14 protein-coding genes are annotated in these 16433 nt (G+C 53.5%); 13 read left to right on the forward strand and 1 reads right to left on the reverse strand.

All coding sequences use genetic code 11. The annotated features are described in order from the left end of the window. Nucleotides 1-99 precede the first annotated feature (99 nt). The 4 genes from CCALI_RS15490 (at nucleotide 100) to CCALI_RS12750 (ending at nucleotide 4724) form a co-directional block, all read left to right on the forward strand. Nucleotides 100-948 (forward strand): DUF1559 family PulG-like putative transporter, encoded by an 849-nt coding sequence (locus tag CCALI_RS15490; protein WP_016483881.1) that lies wholly within the window; start codon nucleotides 100-102, stop codon nucleotides 946-948. Between the two features lie 111 nt (nucleotides 949-1059). Further along, the gene (locus CCALI_RS12740; protein ID WP_016483882.1) at nucleotides 1060-1308 is read left to right on the forward strand and encodes a hypothetical protein; all 249 of its coding nucleotides are present in this window, start codon (nucleotides 1060-1062) and stop codon (nucleotides 1306-1308) included. A gap of 80 nt (nucleotides 1309-1388) precedes the next feature. Continuing rightward, nucleotides 1389-3038, forward strand: a complete 1650-nt coding sequence (locus tag CCALI_RS12745) for a tetratricopeptide repeat protein (protein ID WP_016483883.1) — start codon at nucleotides 1389-1391, stop codon at nucleotides 3036-3038. Nucleotides 3039-3206: 168 nt separating this feature from the next. Further along, complete coding sequence (locus CCALI_RS12750) at nucleotides 3207-4724, forward strand: CRTAC1 family protein (RefSeq protein WP_231730007.1); 1518 nt, start codon at nucleotides 3207-3209, stop codon at nucleotides 4722-4724. 50 nt (nucleotides 4725-4774) lie between these two features. On the opposite strand, the gene CCALI_RS12755 is transcribed toward CCALI_RS12750, so the two are convergent. After that, nucleotides 4775-5845, reverse strand: coding sequence for an ankyrin repeat domain-containing protein (locus CCALI_RS12755; protein WP_016483885.1), 1071 nt, complete (start codon nucleotides 5843-5845; stop codon nucleotides 4775-4777). A 316-nt stretch (nucleotides 5846-6161) separates the two neighbouring features. Here CCALI_RS12755 and CCALI_RS12760 point away from each other — a divergent pair, with 316 nt between their 5' ends. The 9 genes from CCALI_RS12760 (at nucleotide 6162) to CCALI_RS15500 (ending at nucleotide 16318) form a co-directional block, all read left to right on the forward strand. Further along, nucleotides 6162-7199 carry a LacI family DNA-binding transcriptional regulator gene (locus CCALI_RS12760; protein WP_016483886.1) on the forward strand — a complete coding sequence of 346 codons (1038 nt, stop codon included), beginning with the start codon at nucleotides 6162-6164 and terminating at the stop codon, nucleotides 7197-7199. Between the two features lie 18 nt (nucleotides 7200-7217). Further along, nucleotides 7218-8075, forward strand: coding sequence for a prepilin-type N-terminal cleavage/methylation domain-containing protein (locus CCALI_RS15495; protein WP_016483887.1), 858 nt, complete (start codon nucleotides 7218-7220; stop codon nucleotides 8073-8075). A gap of 4 nt (nucleotides 8076-8079) precedes the next feature. Then, a complete protein-coding gene (locus tag CCALI_RS12770; RefSeq protein ID WP_016483888.1) occupies nucleotides 8080-8301 on the forward strand; it encodes a hypothetical protein in 222 nt (73 codons plus the stop codon). 152 nt (nucleotides 8302-8453) lie between these two features. Next, nucleotides 8454-9812 (forward strand): diaminopimelate decarboxylase, encoded by a 1359-nt coding sequence (gene lysA, locus CCALI_RS12775; RefSeq protein ID WP_016483889.1) that lies wholly within the window; start codon nucleotides 8454-8456, stop codon nucleotides 9810-9812. Nucleotides 9813-9827: 15 nt separating this feature from the next. Continuing rightward, nucleotides 9828-10487 (forward strand): site-2 protease family protein, encoded by a 660-nt coding sequence (locus CCALI_RS12780; protein ID WP_016483890.1) that lies wholly within the window; start codon nucleotides 9828-9830, stop codon nucleotides 10485-10487. Between the two features lie 81 nt (nucleotides 10488-10568). Beyond that, entirely contained in the window at nucleotides 10569-11621 is a 1053-nt protein-coding gene (gene trpS / locus CCALI_RS12785; RefSeq protein WP_016483891.1) for a tryptophan--tRNA ligase, read from the forward strand. Between the two features lie 17 nt (nucleotides 11622-11638). Further along, a complete protein-coding gene (locus CCALI_RS12790; RefSeq protein ID WP_016483892.1) occupies nucleotides 11639-12727 on the forward strand; it encodes a hypothetical protein in 1089 nt (362 codons plus the stop codon). Between the two features lie 146 nt (nucleotides 12728-12873). Beyond that, on the forward strand, nucleotides 12874-13884 hold the full coding sequence (locus tag CCALI_RS12795) for an ABC transporter substrate-binding protein (protein ID WP_075060773.1): 1011 nt from the start codon (nucleotides 12874-12876) through the stop codon (nucleotides 13882-13884). Between the two features lie 10 nt (nucleotides 13885-13894). Beyond that, nucleotides 13895-16318 carry a sensor histidine kinase gene (locus CCALI_RS15500; protein WP_016483894.1) on the forward strand — a complete coding sequence of 808 codons (2424 nt, stop codon included), beginning with the start codon at nucleotides 13895-13897 and terminating at the stop codon, nucleotides 16316-16318. The last annotated feature ends 115 nt before the right edge of the window (nucleotides 16319-16433 follow it).

Here is a 16433-nt window from a genome sequence, read left to right on the forward strand (position 1 = left end):
CTCTTAAAAGAACAGAAAAGATCAGTAAGTTCATCCTTGATCGAATGACCTAACACGTTGTGAATCCGTGTAAAAAACGTCGTGAGGAGGAACACGAAAATGTTTAAGAAAAAGGGTTTTACCCTAATCGAATTGCTCGTGGTTATCGCTATAATAGCGATACTTGCTGCGATCCTGTTCCCCGTTTTCGCTCAGGCTCGTGAGCGGGCACGGTCCGCTGTATGTATCAGCAACATGAAGCAGATCGGGTTGGCATTGGCCATGTACGTTCAGGACTATGATGAGCTTATGCCCACCGCCTTTGCCAACATACCGCCGATCAACGGAGGAGGAGGCTGGAGCCCCTTCCCCATCCCCTTCGAAATGCAGCTGATGCCCTACGTTAAAAACGATTATCTATGGCACTGCCCTAGCGATGATGCCCCGCGTGACAACAACTGGATCGGTTCTTTCTGGGACGGGAGTTATGCCGCTCGACAGATTCCGCGATCCTACGGTTATGTGGGGAATCTGAATACTTATCAGCACGATGCCATTGACCCAAATAGCCCTGACCCGAACACCGGCATGAGCGCATGGGGACAAGGCTACTCTTTAGCCGGAATCGATAGGCCGGCGGAGACGATAGCCATTGTAGAATCGTGGGGACTTTTCTCCAACGGAGCTGACGATGCTATGGTGGGAAGTCCATGGGGAGATCTGTTTACCAACTGCGATACCTCTAAGTTGGCAGGAAGACAGTTTCCTCCTGTAGCACCGGTCGACTCCTATGTGAACGAGCCCTGTAAGGACTGGTATACTAGCGTACGGCCATGCAGAGGCCACTTCAACCAAGGCAACTACATCTTCGCCGATGGCCACGCTAAGGTAACCCGTTGGCCAGATGTACGCCACGATGACTTCTGGCTGTTCAAACGGAGTAAGCCAACTCAAACCTTCAGCCCATAGAAGTTCTTGCATCAGCATGAGAGAGGCGGTGTGAGGGATCACACCGCCTCTTAAATAACTTAAATAAAAAAAATAATATCGGCTAATTCATTCAAGGAGGTTCATTCAAATATGGGAAATAGAAGTGGCTTCGTGCTAGGGCTCTTTATTCTATTCAACGCACTTATGGGTTGCGGAGGGCCTCCAAAGGCGAAGGTCAATATGGACAAGTCTCACATCCCACCGAGCGCGATGCGCTATCTAAATATGGCTCCTCCTGCCTATCGCGCTCAAGTAGAGCAGCAGTTGCAACAAAAAGGGCAGGCGCCTCCGCCGAGCACAACGGCGCCTAGCTCAAAGCCTACGACCACGAAGCCCTAAATACCTCCGCTCTGCACCAAAGAATGAGTCATTCGAAGACGGCGGTGAAAGAAGGAAGTACAAGTTCCTGTAGAGTAACCGTGCAAAGCAGTATAGGGTCTCGATGTAACGTTCGTCGTCTTGTTGGGCTCCTCTCTTTAGCGGTGCTCATCGGCTTCGGCGCTCTCTGCCTACGCGCTTGGCACCAAACCTGGCTTTCCGAAGCTTACTTGCCCGCTCTTCAACAAGCAGCACGCGAAAGACCTTACGACGCATCCCTGATGGCTTTACTAGGTGCCCGACTTGCCCAAGCACGACGTTATAACGAGGCAGCGCGTAGTTTAGAACGCGCCGTCGCCCTCGGCGAGGACAATCCCGAGCTGTGGCTTACCTGGGCGGCTACGGAGGCAGTGCGCGATGAACGCAATTTTGCGTGGGCTATCCTTATGGCGGGGATGCAACATCCTCAAGACGCACCACTGCTGCAGGCTGCTCTACAAAGATGCCATGCGCTGCCTCCAAATACCACCCCACTTGCCCTAGCCACAGCCATCTCTCCCTTAGGTCCGCAAAGCCTTGTGGCGCACTATGCAAGGGGAAGTTTTCTGAACTTTCTAGCGGACTGGTATGGGCATCTGTTTCCGGAACGCAGCGGCTATGCGACGCGAAAAGCATGGGCGTTGAAACGGCCTGGCGATCCGACAGTCCAGCGTCTATGGGGAGAGGCCTTGTTAAGAGATGGGCGTTATGCGGAGGCGGTATTGGTGCTTCAGAGAGCCTATCGGTTGGCCCCAAAATCGTTGCGTATCCACCGCGACCTCGCCGATGCTCTGTATCATGAGGGCGATGTCGGAAAAGCCGGCCTAGAATATGAGGCCTGTTTAAAGGAACACCCAAACGATCTAGCTTCACTATTGGGGTTAGGCCGGGTGGCCTTAGATAAGCACATTCTGCAAATGGCCATAGATGTTTTTCGAAGAGCCACTACCCTGGCCCCTCATAATCCGGATGCCTGGATCGGGCTTGGGAGAGCCTATTTCAATCAGCAGCTCGATTTAGGCCGTTCCCTTCAAGCGTACCAACAAGCGGTAAGGCTCGCTCCTGATCGTACTGACTTCTACCCTTACTATGCCGACACGCTTCGGGCAACCTACCACTATCGTGAGGCCGAGCAGGTGTTACGACGTCGCCTGCAAGAAGCACCCTATGAGGCACGCACCTACTTTCTGTTGGCGGTAACCCTTCAGGAGGTTAATGTGACCCCGGCACGCCTTCAAGAGGCCGAGGGCGATCTGAGGGTCGCTGTGGAGCTGGAGCCGCAGAATGCGGCCATGCTTTCAGCTTTAGGACGCTTGCTTCAGGAGGAAGGGAAGGCCGAGCAGGCTATCCCGTTTTTAGAAACGGCCTTGAAGCTCGACGTGCACGATGTCGCTGCCACCATCGCGCTAGCTCGTGCGTGTAGGACTGCAGGGCGTATGCGGGAGGCACAAGCGGCTGAGAAAAGCGCTGCCGATCTGACCCGCTATCTCGCACAAGTAAAATCGCTGCAAGATGCCATCCAACAACACCCTGAAGAGAGTATTCTTTATCGCAGGCTGGCTGATCTCTATCTGAGTGGGGGTGAGCCTGATAAAGCTCAGAACTACTTGCAGGCAGCCGAACTGCTCGAACACAATCAAGCAAGAGCATTGCAAGGATTACGTGCCTTACAGAACGCCACATTTAACACCCAAACACTGAATAGACGCTAGAGCGTACTTAATTTTGAACAACATCGAGGCAATTGAGCTATCCTGATGCGACAATTCAAACTTTCGCGCCGCGAGCTTTTTCTGTGGCTGGGAAGTGCATTCGGGTTAGGGGGCTGCTCCCCGTCATCCCGCCACATGGTTTCTGTTAACCCTGTTGATCCTGAGAAGATGGCCTCTCCTTTTCAGTATGAGGAGGTAACTCAAAGCGCAGGTATCCGATATCGTTGGACTGTGCCCGGCCCGCGTCCACTCAACATTTTACAGACCATAGGCAACGGCTGCGCCTTTCTGGATTTTGATAACGACGGCAATCTCGATATTCTCCTAGTTGGGCCTCAGTTAGCCCTCTATAGAGGGGATGGAAAAGGGGGGTTCTCGGAGGTTACTCGAGATGTCGGCCTGCATAAGCTACAGGGAGATTTTCGAGGGTGTGCCGTAGGAGATTTCGACAACGATGGCTATCCCGATCTCTACCTATCGGCCTACCGGGGAGGCGTGCTCCTACATAATGAGAGCGGCAAAAGCTTCCGCGATGTCAGCGCGGATATGGGGGTTTCGCCTCAGCCCTGGGGAAGCTCTGCTGCATTTGTGCAGTTGACAAACGACGGCCGCCTCGACCTGGTAGTTGGGAACTATGTGCGGTTCGGTCCGCATGTCAACCCACAACTGTGCAACTTCAACGGTGTTATGGGAGCTTGCGGCCCCCGCTACTATCGCCCCGAATATCCTGTCTTCTTCAAAAATGAAGGGAACCGCTTTCGTAATATCACCCCGCCGGTGGGTGTTACTTCTGGGAAGGCGCTCGGTATTGCATGTGCGGACTACGATAGATCGGGACATCAAAGCATTGCGATCGCTAACGATGAAATGCCTGGAGATCTGCTGAGCTTTTCGGGGGGAGTTTTCCACAACGTGGCCTCGATTGCAGGGGTGGCTCTCGATTCCGAAGGTCATGTTCACGCTGGAATGGGTCTTGATTGGGGCGATTATGACAATGATGGGCTTCTTGATCTCGTCGTAGCCACCTTCGAGCGTGAGGTAAAGAATATCTATCATAACGAGGGCAACGGCCTGTTCGTGGATAAGTCGGCGATTCTTGGAGTTGCTCCAAACACTATGCGATATGTTGCCTTCGCTGCGAAGTGGCTCGATGCGGATAACGATGGATGGCTCGATCTTATCTTCACGAATGGCCATGTGCAAGACACGATTGCGCAAGTAGATAGAACTGCTTCCTACCGGCAACCATGCGCGGTATTTCACAACGAGCAAGGACAGCACTTCACGGAGATCACCGGCTTGGCCTGTCCCGCTTTTGAGCGCCCCATCGTGGGAAGGGGGCTTGCAGTAGGCGACTATGATAACGATGGAAAGGTAGATATCCTTATTGTAGATAGTGAAGGTTTTCCCATGCTTATGCACAATATAACCACCAATGCGAACCATTGGCTTGGGGTTATTTTGGAGGGAACACGGAGCAATCGGGATGGTTTGGGAGCCTTGCTCACGATAGAAACGCCGAAAGGAAAGCTATTGCGCCATTGCCATACGGATGGGTCCTATCAATCGGCTTCAGATAAACGGGTACATGTTGGTTTAGGAGATACAGGTACACCGGTAAACCTGACCGTAAAATGGCCGAGTGGCCACCAGGACACTTTCACTCAAATTCCTGTAGACAGATAGGTGACTTTGCAAGAGGGCGGAAGGCGAATAGCCTAATCTCCAGAGAGAAACTATTTGCCTCCGTGTTGAGCTAGAAAGGACACAACAGTCGTATTGCCCTGTTGGCGTGCCATCGCCAGTGGCGTTTGATTAAGGTTGTTTAAAGTGTTGATGTTGGCACCGTGTGCTAAAAGCCAGCGAACCATTGGAAGATGACCTTCATAAGCGGCGCGATGGAGTGGCGTATCCCCTTCGCCATCCCTGACATGTAAGGAGGCTCCGTGGCTTAGCAGTAGCTCTGCCATTGCAACATCGCCTACAGAGGCAGCATGGAGTATAGGAGTGGCCATTGCGTTATCCTGCACATTGACGTTCGCACCTTTCTCGATAAGGAGTTGGGCAACCTCACGGTGATCGCTCTGTACGGCAACGGTGAGGGGGGTAAAGCCCTGTTTGTCTTTTGCCTCGATGTTGGCGCCGTGTGCGATCAAGAGTGCCGCCATCGTTGTGTGTCCGTGTGCAGCGGCGCGATGAAGTGGGGTGGTAGCATAGTTATCCGCCGCATTGACGTTAGCCCCATGTTCCAAAAGCGTTGCGGCGATGGCGGTATAGCCCATATCGGCGGCGAGATGAAGCGGAGTCTCACCGATGTGGTCGGCCGCGTTGGGGTTAGCTCCGGCCTTTAATAGCGCTTCAACGGCCTGTAGACCAGCAAGCGCTGCCATGTGAAGAGGTGTTCTCCCTGTTTTATCAGGCGCGTCTACCACGGCACCAGAGGAAATAAGGAGGGGGATGAGATCGGCTGCATCGGTGGAAGCGGCCGCATGAAGCGGCGTTCTGCCTTCATAATCGGCGGCTTGCACGTTCGCACCGGCAGCAAGCAACTTTTCGGCAATAGTATTGCGTCCATCAAGGATCGCTTGCAAAAGCGGGGTACGTAGGCGAAAGTCGGGCGCGTTTAAGAGCAAGGGATTCGCGTGTATGGCACGGATAACGCCGTTGACGTTGTTAATATAGATAAGCTCCACGATGTTGGCAGGAGCTTTTCGCGGATAGAGCGTGTAGAGCAGCGCGATGACAACGAAGAGCAGAGCGGCGATCCCGAAATTCCTTGCTACCTTTTGGCGCGGCGTGAGGTTCATGTGTTCGTTTTCCGTTCTTGTTCTATCCTATACTACCAGAAATATTTTGGCGGTGAAAAGAGGAGATGGCCTGCCGATAGGTCGGCGATGTTTTGTAGGGCTTTTGACGAGCGGAGCGTATTTCCGAAGGAAAGATGGCACCAGGGGATGGAGGAGCATGCTTGTGCCGTTTTTTCTGAGTGAGGAAATAATAATCTTTCCTCGGAGGTAGGGTAATTCTGGAGTTGACAATGGACAAGATATATGTTACAATGAGAGATGAAAACGTTTTCGGAAAGAAATTTCAAGCAAAGAGATGCTTCACGGAGTGCTATAGTTGCCTGTATCTATTCGCGAAGTGGCCGCAGCTGCTGGGGTCTCTATAAGTACCGTCTCTAAAGTGTTGAATGGGGGCGGCTATACCGATATTGCTCCCGCTACACAAGAGCGTGTGCGTCAGGTTGCTCAGGAACTGGGCTACCATCCTCGGGCTGTGGCGAGAGGACTGGTAGGCAAACGCATGAACTCGATCGGCATTGTCATTTGCCATAATCTTCCCTCCGTTACCTCCGACCCGTATGTCGGCCCCGTGCTAGACGGCATCCTCGATAGGAATAAGCACTATCATCAAAAAACCGTGATCTTTGCCGAGGATACTTGGAACGACGCCTTCTCCAAAATTCCCCTCTACTGCGATGGATCGTGCGATGGCCTCATCGTGTTTATTCCCCTCGTTGAAAGCCCCTTTCTTGAAAGACTCCAAAAGCAGGAGATCCCGTTCTTGCTGGTGGGAGATAGTCGAGAACAGGAGCACATCTCTACAGTGGATATAGACAATATTGCTGTCGCTCGTTTGGCGGTAGCACACCTTTTGCAGCTAGGGCATCGTCGTATCGCCATGTTCTGCGGCAATTCGGCCTTTCTCAGCAGTGCCCAACGTGCCGAAGGCTATCGGCAAGAGTTAGCAGCTTGGGGCGTTCCCTATGACCCCTCACTTGTATGGAAAGGTCAATATTGGGAGTGGGCTGGTGCCGAAAATGCGGAGAAGCTGCTGCAAATGCCTCCCTCCTGTCGGCCAACCGCCATCTTCTGTCAAGACGACCGCCTTGCCGCCGGCGCTTACGACCGTCTTCGTGCGGCCGGGCTGCAGATCCCACGCGATATCTCCATCATCGGTCTAAGCGACTATGCGGAGGCCCAGGAACGTGGGATCACCACCGTGCGGTTCCCGTTGCGGCAAATCGGCGCTGAAGCCGTAAACCTTCTCCTTGCACTTATCCAACAGCAGCTGCCTCGTGGCACTGCAAAACGACTCTCTGGCGAACTGGTGGTACGCAACTCAACCGCACCGCCTTTGCATAAAAACAACGAATAAACGTTTGGGAGAACAGCTATGAAAAAGCAAGCATTTACACTCATTGAATTGCTCGTAGTAATCGCAATAATTGCGATACTTGCGGCTATTCTGTTCCCTGTCTTTGCCCAAGCGCGCGCTAAGGCACGACAGATCGCCTGCATCTCCAATGAGAAGCAGATCGGGCTGGCCATGATGATGTACTTCCAAGACTACGATGAGCGCGCTCCGCTCGTTCGTGTTGTGGATAACAACCACCCGATCTTCACGCCCAAAGAACTGATCTGGAAAGACCTCATCTACCCTTACATCAAAAATGGTGGTCGTAACTATAACAATGGCCAAACCTACAACACCTCCGGCGATGGCGGCGCTTTCCAATGCCCAGATAACACCACCGCCTGGGCCTCCTCAAAAGCTTGGGGCTTAGGCCCTGGCCAACCGGGTGACGAAACCACGCGCTATCCGCGCTCCTATGCCGTTAACGACGATGCAGGCGTTAACGAAACCGGCCCGAACGTGCAGTTCTGGCCCGCAAGCTACAACAGCGCGTCTGGCGCTATCGCGCTGTTACAGCAGCCCGCAAGTACCATCATGATCGGAGAGACACGCATTATCTTTCCGGATATTCATGCGGAATATACGGCCTATGAGGTGCGCTCCGATGGGACGCCTTGGGGTGGTCAACCTTGGTCGGTTATTAAAGGCCACATGGGTGGAATGGTGGACTTCATCTTCTTCGACGGCCATGTCAAGGCCGTTCAGGCCCTTCAAGCGCTGCGTAACGACTATTGGGACTGCTACGGGCCAAACGGCTACGGCACAGGGACGAAGTGGCCTGGGCAAGCCGCGGTGCTGCAGGCTGCTAGCCAAGTGCCAGAATGGAGCGGTCACTAGAGCGATGGCAGCGTTAGGAAAACGAAGGGAGCGTAGTGTTTTGCTCGTGGTGCTAGCTGGGCTAGCTCTTACCGGATGCCATTCGACCCCGCCGCAGCAACCACCAGGCTCACCCACAGCTATCAATTCAAACGGTATCCCTAATGCCGCTCAGGGCAGTGGAAAGATGCCTGCAGTGCTGCAAAGAGACCTGCAAGGAGGCCAGCGCGCGCCCTCTAGCCCCTAAATGAGCGCCGACTTACCTGCGCTACTGGCAGGTCGGCACATCTTAATAACATGGGTTCAGGGAGCCTCGGTAGAGGCTCCTTTTCTTATCTGGCCTAGAAAGCCGTTCCTTAGGGTAGAATGAAAGTCTGACTTTCAATGCGAGAGAGAAGGATGCTGTTAGGAACTCAGCGCATCAATGCGCAAGGACATTTAGAGATCGGTGGATGTGACACCGTACAACTGGCAAAGGAGTTCGGGACGCCACTTTATGTGATAGATGAGACGGCGTTGCGAGCAAACTGTCGCGCCTATCGGGCGGCTTTCGAGAGCCGCTACCCTAAAAATGAGATCTATTTTGCTAGCAAAGCCTTACTAACCCTGGCCATCGCCGCCCTCATAGACCAGGAGGGCCTTGGAATGGATGTGGCCTCTTTCGGGGAGCTTTATACCGCGCTGCAGGCCGGCTTTCCCGCCGAGCGCATCTCTCTCCATGGTAACAACAAGTCAAAAGAGGAGCTGGAAACCGCCTTGGAAGCCAAGGTAGGGCTCATCATTTTGGATAACTTCTATGAGCTTGAACTTCTCTCCCAACTCCTTGAAATGCATAAGACCGAAGCTGCCGTGCTGGTGCGGGCCACTCCAGGAGTCGATCCAAAAACACATCGCCTTATTCGCACCGGCCAGGCAGATACGAAGTTCGGCTTTAACATCTCCGATGGCTCTGCTCTCGAAGCCGTGCGACGGGTGCTACGCACGCCTAAATTACGCTTCCGAGGCCTTCATTGCCATGTCGGCTCGCAACTGCTCGATGTCGAAACCCATGTAGAGGCCGTACAGATCATGGTGCAAACCATGCAGAGCGTGGTTCGCGAGACCGGTGCGGAGGTGGAAATCCTCAACATCGGTGGAGGACTTGGGGTCCGTTATCTAGAAGAACAGCGCCCACCAACCTATGATGAGTTCGCCGAGGCCGTTGTCTCTACGCTAAAATCCGCTCTTGATGCCGCCGATCTGCCGTACCCCATTCTTCAACAAGAGCCAGGGCGTTCTCTCGTTGGCGAGGCCGGCATCACGCTCTATACCGTAGGCGCTATGAAAACCGTACCGATTTCAGAACCTCCAGGCACACGCACCTATGTGTCTGTTGATGGTGGACTTTCAGACAATCCGCGCCCGCAAATGTACGACGCGCTCTATGAGTGTCTGTTGGCCAACCGAGCCGATGAGCCGGCGGAGGCGGTTGTTACCATTGCCGGCAAGCACTGCGAGACCGATACGCTGATTCCCTCCACCAAACTGCCGCAGCCGCGCCCAGGAGATATCCTTGCGGTGCAGACCACCGGCGCCTATAATTTCGTAATGGCAAGTAACTATAACCGTTTCCTGCGCCCGGCGATGGTGTTGGTGCATGAAGGTAACGCAGAGCTGATCGTGGAGCGCCAGCGCCTCGAAGACCTCCTTCGGCATGAGCGGATACCAGAGCGATTGTGCCGACATCGGCCGGTATTTGCGCAAAAGTTAGCGGAGTGAAGTTAGGACAAAACGATGCTGGCCGAGTGGCTTCTTTTTCAAAACCCCAAACAGTTCTTCATCGAGCTAGTGGTGATTCTTCTCAGCATCACGCTGCATGAGTTCGGGCATGCGCTGGCCGCAGACCGTTTGGGAGATGATACACCACGACGCCAAGGCCGTCTCTCGCTACGCCCCGATAAACATTTCGACCCTCTCGGCCTGCTGATGATCTTTATTGTGCTGAATGCGGGCATTGGGTTAGGATGGGGAAAACCGGTTCAAGTGGATTCGAGAAACTTTCGTAACCCACGGCGAGATATGCTGATTGTGGCGATCTGCGGGCCGTTGATGAACCTGCTCTTAGGTGTGGTTGGAGGCCTCGGTCTGCGCTTTGCCCTTGCTTCACGAGCTGAAGATTGGCTTACAACCGGCGGTGGGCGTTTTCTATTGACCCTTGTGCTGGTCAACTTTAGCCTCCTGTTTTTCAACCTCATTCCGCTGCCGCCGTTGGATGGGTCCAAAATCTTGGGGGCGCTTCTGCCACCTCAACTTGCTTGGCGCTATACCTCAGCCATGAGCCGCTACGGTATGATGATTCTGCTGCTCATCGCTTTTATGGCGCCGCAGGTTATCTTTTGGATCGTTGGCCCGCCAACACAGTGGCTGGTGAAAGTCGTGGTCGGCCTGAGCTAGGCGCACCTCAAGCAGGGGTGCAAGCGTAAAAATTGTAATGAAAGGTTTATTCCAACATCGTTAAGAAGGAGATCGGTTCGCGTGGAAATAGAGCACTCCGGCGTGTCCGCACAGCCGACGACAAAAACAGAAGCAAGAAAACGCATTCTTAGCGGGATGCAGCCTACCGGCACCGGAGCCCTTCATCTGGGTAACCTCGAAGGGGCGTTGCGAACGTGGGTGCGTCTGCAGGATGAATACGATATGTTCTGTTTTGTCGCCGACTGGCATGCCCTCACCACCCGCTATCACGAACCGGAGCAGATTCGCAAAGCATGCCTACAGGTGGCAGCGGACTATATTGCCGCAGGGATAGACCCAAAGAAGACGACGATCTTCCTGCAGAGCCAGGTCAAACAGCATGCCGAACTGCATCTGCTGCTTTCGATGATTACCCCTTTAGGTTGGCTCGAGCGCGTACCTAGCTTTAAAGAGAAGCGAGAGCTTATGCAGGAAAAGGGAGAAGGGGATGAGTCGATCTCCTATGGGCTATTGGGCTACCCGGTGTTGATGACAGCAGATATTCTGCTATATCGTGCCCACGCGGTGCCCGTTGGAAAGGATCAAGCAGCCCATTTGGAGATATGCCGAGAGATAGCGCGAAGGTTTAATCGGCTTTATGGTGAGGTGTTTCCGGAGCCGCAAGCCCTCATTGGAGAGGAGACAGGGGTGGTGCCAGGCCTCGATGGGCGTAAAATGAGCAAGTCGTACGATAACTGCATCTATATTGCTGACGACGCCGACACAGTGGCTCGAAAGATTATGAACGCCTTTACAACGCCTACGAAAATTCGAAAAACCGACCCCGGCGTGCCAGAGCAGTGCGCGGTGTGTCAGTTGCGAAAACTTTACGATCCGGAGGGCTATCGCGTCTCTTGGGAGGAGGATCGGGCCGGCAGAAGGGGATGTGTGCAGAACAAACGGGAGCTTATTGACATCCTCAACGCCTACCTGGAGCCGATGCGCGCTCGTAGACAGGAGCTGTTGGCCGACCCCGGCGCGCTCGAACGCATTTTGGCGGACGGCGCAGAGCGCGCGCGAGATTTCGCCGAGCAGACGATGCGGCTTGTGCGTGCTGCCCTCCATTTTTCGTAGTGAGGTAGAGAGGGCAAATGGAAGTGTGTCCGACGTCCAAAACGCTCAAAACCAACCAGAGTAAAACGCTCTGGTTGGTGGCTCTGTTCCTTGGCCTCATTCTCGGACTCGTCGGCCTCTTCTTTTTTGCCTTTCAACAGGAACAACAGGCCATACAGTCGCAAGAAGACCCTGGGTTCGTTCATGCGTGGATAGAGGGGGTACGCTACGGCCCCAATTTAACCCTGAGTACCGGTGACCCTCTAACGAAGTGGCTTGCACGTTACCATCTGCCTTGGTTTCAAAAACCACATCTTTTTGTGAGTCGCTATCAGGCCAACCCAGGAAGCCTTGAACTTTGGTTAGGTTATCAAAGCGAACTACCTAATCATCCCGACCTCGTATGCCATCGGGTGGGAAGAACGGCTTTTATAGATAATTTTGGCCAAGCCTATCATGGTTTTCTGGATGTGTTACCCCATGCGATCGGCATCTACCTACCTGGCTACGATCATTCGGCTAGCGAGTTGATATGCACCTTGCATTGGATGCCTAGTCCGCCCGATCCGCCGTTTCCTGTTTCCGAGCCGATGCGTTTTTTTATCTCTTTGCCGCACTATGTCCGTAAGCTTCCACCGGCTAAGGAGATACCTAATGGCCCCGTTGTCCAAACGCGTCGGGGCGTCACGGTAACGCTCAGCCATGTCTATCTCAGCGATCCTCAGTTCTCCGATCCGGATACAGCCCGCAATGAGATCACTTTTCACTTGAAAATCGAGGGCGGCACGCTGGCCGCTTCCAACGTGCTGACCACGGCCATTGCTGACCCGTTCTCCCTACACCGAAGTCCTTCTGCGTGGCCTCCAGCGCGTCAACCGCTCTCTATTTCAGACCCTTATGGCTTTCCACTGATCTCCCCCGATCGCAGCATTACTCCCATGTACTCGCTCGGCTCTTTCGGAGGGCCTCTGCAAGAGCCGGATGGGGCTGTTTGGGTGGCTCCGGTAGACGGCGCGGGTCGCTCTACGGATGTGGTGCGCTTCCGCTTCGATGTGCGCCCTAGGGGTGGAGGGGCTCTGATCCCCTTCGATATGGTGGTTCGAGTTCATCACGACGCTTCCGTGTAGAAGCCTCTACGGTAAGTGGCTCCTCGCATGTCATCCACTCGACGCTTTTTTGACTTTCCCCTCTAAATAAAAAGCCGAATCCTGGCAATATTTCTGTGGGCATCTATGGGCGCATTCCAAATCGTTCATCGGGAAGGGAATCGGCGTTGAAAGGATTCGCATGGGCGGCGAGAGTTTTCTGGTCGGTCTGCCTCTGCTGTTGTCTCTGTGCGCAATGCATGGCTACGGACTACGAAGACAGTCCCGAACCCATCCCTATTTTACTGATTCGAAGTAGCAATAACGCCTTCTACGACCCAACTCAAAAAGGGTTTTTGCAAAGTTTGAAACGGCAGGAACAGATGTTGAATATAAGTGCGAAGGTCAACATCATCTCCCTGTCCGGCTCGCAGGATACCGACCAAAAGATGATCGAACAGGCGCTAAACCAGCATCCACAACTTATCGTTACATTAGGCACAGATGCAACAATTGAAACATCTGCAGTGCATCCAGACGTTCCGGTGCTGTTTACTTTGGTGCTGAATCCTGTAGCGCTCGGAGTGGTTAAATCGCTTGATGCACCGGGCACGAACTTTAGCGGAACAACCCTGTTAGTGAGCCCTGGCAAGCAACTAGAGGCCCTTTTGCAGGTAGATCCTCAGGTGAGTCGCGTTGGGGCGATCTATACTCAGGGCGATCCGGTTTCACAAGCGTTTCTTGAGGCGGCTCAGTCGGATGCACAACAGCTTCATATCACTTTGGTAACGATCGCTGTAAAGAGCGGTGATCCGCCTAGTACCGCCCTGCAGTCGCTTGACGGCAAGGTGGACGCTTTGTGGACAATTGCCGACCCAGCTTCGAGCGGACCTCAAGCGTTGCAAGCCACCTTAGCCTATGCACATGCTCACAATTTACCGGTACTTGGGCTTTCCGGCGCAACAGTGCACGAGGGGGCCCTATTAGCTCTTTTTCCTGACCTGGAAGACGAGGGGGCGCTAACCGCAGAAATGGCCGGCTATCTGTTGAGCGGGTCTCAGAAAATCGAACAACTCCGAGTGCGTGGGCCACGAAAGGTGCTGCTTTGTATCAATTTAGACGTGGCCCGCGCGTTGAAAATAAAAGTGCCTAACGACGTACTTCACCTCGCCGATGAGGTGGTGGATTCGGAAAGATAGGAGGAAGAGTATGCACAGTAAAATGGCGCGAAGGCTGATGCGACAATACATCACGCTTACCGCGCTACCTTTGATCATAACGGTGCTAACGCTTCAACATCTTGGCCATGAGCAGATTCTCTGGACAGGCGATACCATGCGCCGTATCAACCAGGAGATGCTAAACCAAGCCGGAGAGCAGTTTGAGGAGCTCGGCAGCCGGGCGGTACAAGAGGCTAGCAATAGGGCACAGGCAACTTCTACAGCGACCATCGAGGCTATCAGTCAGCAGCTTCTGAAGCTGCAGAGCGACACTATGCAACAGGCCGCGAAGGAGTATGCAAACGCGAGTTCCAGGGCGCTATTGACGGCACTTGACCAGTCGGTGAAGAGGCAAAGAGCCGTGTTATTGAATGTGGGGGACAAAACGAAGGCGTTAATCCATCAGTCCGCCATAGAATCTCAAAAGCGTGCTGGCGGCAACGTGGAGAGCGCTATGATGGCGCTCAATCGCGAGATCATCCAAGCGCGCGCCTTGGACATTATCAATCAGATACAAGACGTGCTGCATGCGGCTCCGCAGTTTCTGCGTCTCACATCGCAAATGATCGATATGTCACCGGAAAGCGACCGAGATAGAGAAGTCAAACTCGATGCGCTTACCCGTCGGATACCAGGATTTCTGCGCGTTAGCGTGATTAATCCCCAGGGTCAAGAGATCACGGCCTCTGCAGCCGATAGACTCATTACCAGCGACGATCTAAAAAACTATGCCAAGGCCTCTTGGTTTATTGCTGCACTAGGAGGTCACACATTCATTGGAAGAGCCGAAGCGGATGCTGAACCAGGCGTCCCAGACCTACGTATCGCTGTCCCCATTGAAACCTATCCGGGGCATGTCGTGGGTGTACTCGCTGCTCGCTACTCTTTAGAGGATGTCTGGAACCAAATTCGCAGCACACGCATAGGCGACACAGGCTTCGCCTGTGTGTTTGATGAACAGGAGCGACCGCTCCTTCAGCCGCGGCCGATACCTGCCGATGCCCTCATTGCAGAGGCCACTTTGCCCGAGCTCAATTGGCATATTGTTACGGTAGTGCCAAGATCTGAGGCGATCAAACCCATTGCAGCGCTCAAATCAGACCTCGAGCAGGCCGCTCATAGTGTTGACAAGCAGACCCAGTTACTGTTGGTTGAGGTAGCTAAAAGAGCCACGAAAGATCTGGAAGCAAAGTTGACCCATATCAGTTTTGATGCGGGTCGCACGATGCAGCATAACGCACAAATAGCACTTCGAACAACTTCTCAGCAAGCTCGGATGCAGGCAAGACTTCACCTCGCAACGCTCCAAAGGGCAATTCGGCAACAAACGGAGTGGGCGATGCAACAGAGCCGTCAAAAGATGAGCCAGGCGGTAGCCGTGACTGCACGGCATATGGCGACTAAGGCACGTGCTTTAACGGTACAAGCTCAGAAACGTGCTGATGGACGCCTCTCTTTGTTGGCACTTCTCTTCACCACGCTCTCTTGCTTGATCACCGGCTTCGCTGCCGTTGTAACAGCCAACCGAATCGTGAGGCCGGTTGTTCGGCTATCCCAAGCGGCCGCGGCTATCGCAGAAGGAGACCTCGATAAGCGGGTAGAAGAGGACGGGCCAGACGAGATTGGAGAGCTGGCTATAGCTTTCAATACGATGACGGCCTCCTTGCAACAAAGCCGTAACGAACTGCAAGAGACCCAAGGGCAGCTTGTTCAGTCAGCCAAGCTGGCCTCTTTAGGAACGCTGTCAGCAGGTGTGGCCCATGAGCTGAACCAGCCACTAGCAATTATTCGCGGTATCGCCCAACAGATCATCGCAGATGATAGCCTCCCTGAAGAGATAAGAGCCGACCTTGAGATCATTGAAGGGCAAACAGGGCGCATGGTAAAGATCATCCGCCATCTACGTACCTTCTGCCGTATGGGTACCACCGATTTTAGCCTTGTGGATGTAAACGAGGTCATACGCAACTGTTTCATTTTGGTGGGGGCACAGCTGAAAGCGCACAATGTGGAGGTGGATCTACAGCTTTCTGAAGGCTTGCCTTCCGTGCTAGGCGACGCCAATGAGCTGGAACAGGTGTTCTTAAACCTCATTACGAATGCGCGCGATGCCCTGGAGGACAGAGCCAACGCGCTGATCACGATCGTTTCAAAAGTGCAGAATAACAAAGTGGTCGTTGAATTTCGGGATAACGGGCCTGGAATACCGGACGACGTGCGCCCCCACATTTTTGATCCCTTCTTTACCACCAAAGAGGCGGGGAAGGGAACCGGCTTGGGGCTTTCAATTAGCCACAGCATCATCAAAAGACATCAGGGCGCCATAGATGTTCGCAACGATGGAGGGGCGGTATTTACGGTCACCCTGCCCATACCCGAACAGGCTCGTATGGAAATGCAAGAGGCGGCTTAGAATGGTATAAACCTCTCTCGCAAAAAAACCGATAATTCTACACGCTCAACGCATCGAGCAGAGGATTGGTGATTCTTAAGTCATTGAAAATAGAAATGAGACAAATTAGAGGAAT

The sequence above is a fragment of the Chthonomonas calidirosea T49 genome (genome assembly GCF_000427095.1).
Taxonomy (GTDB): domain Bacteria; phylum Armatimonadota; class Chthonomonadetes; order Chthonomonadales; family Chthonomonadaceae; genus Chthonomonas; species Chthonomonas calidirosea.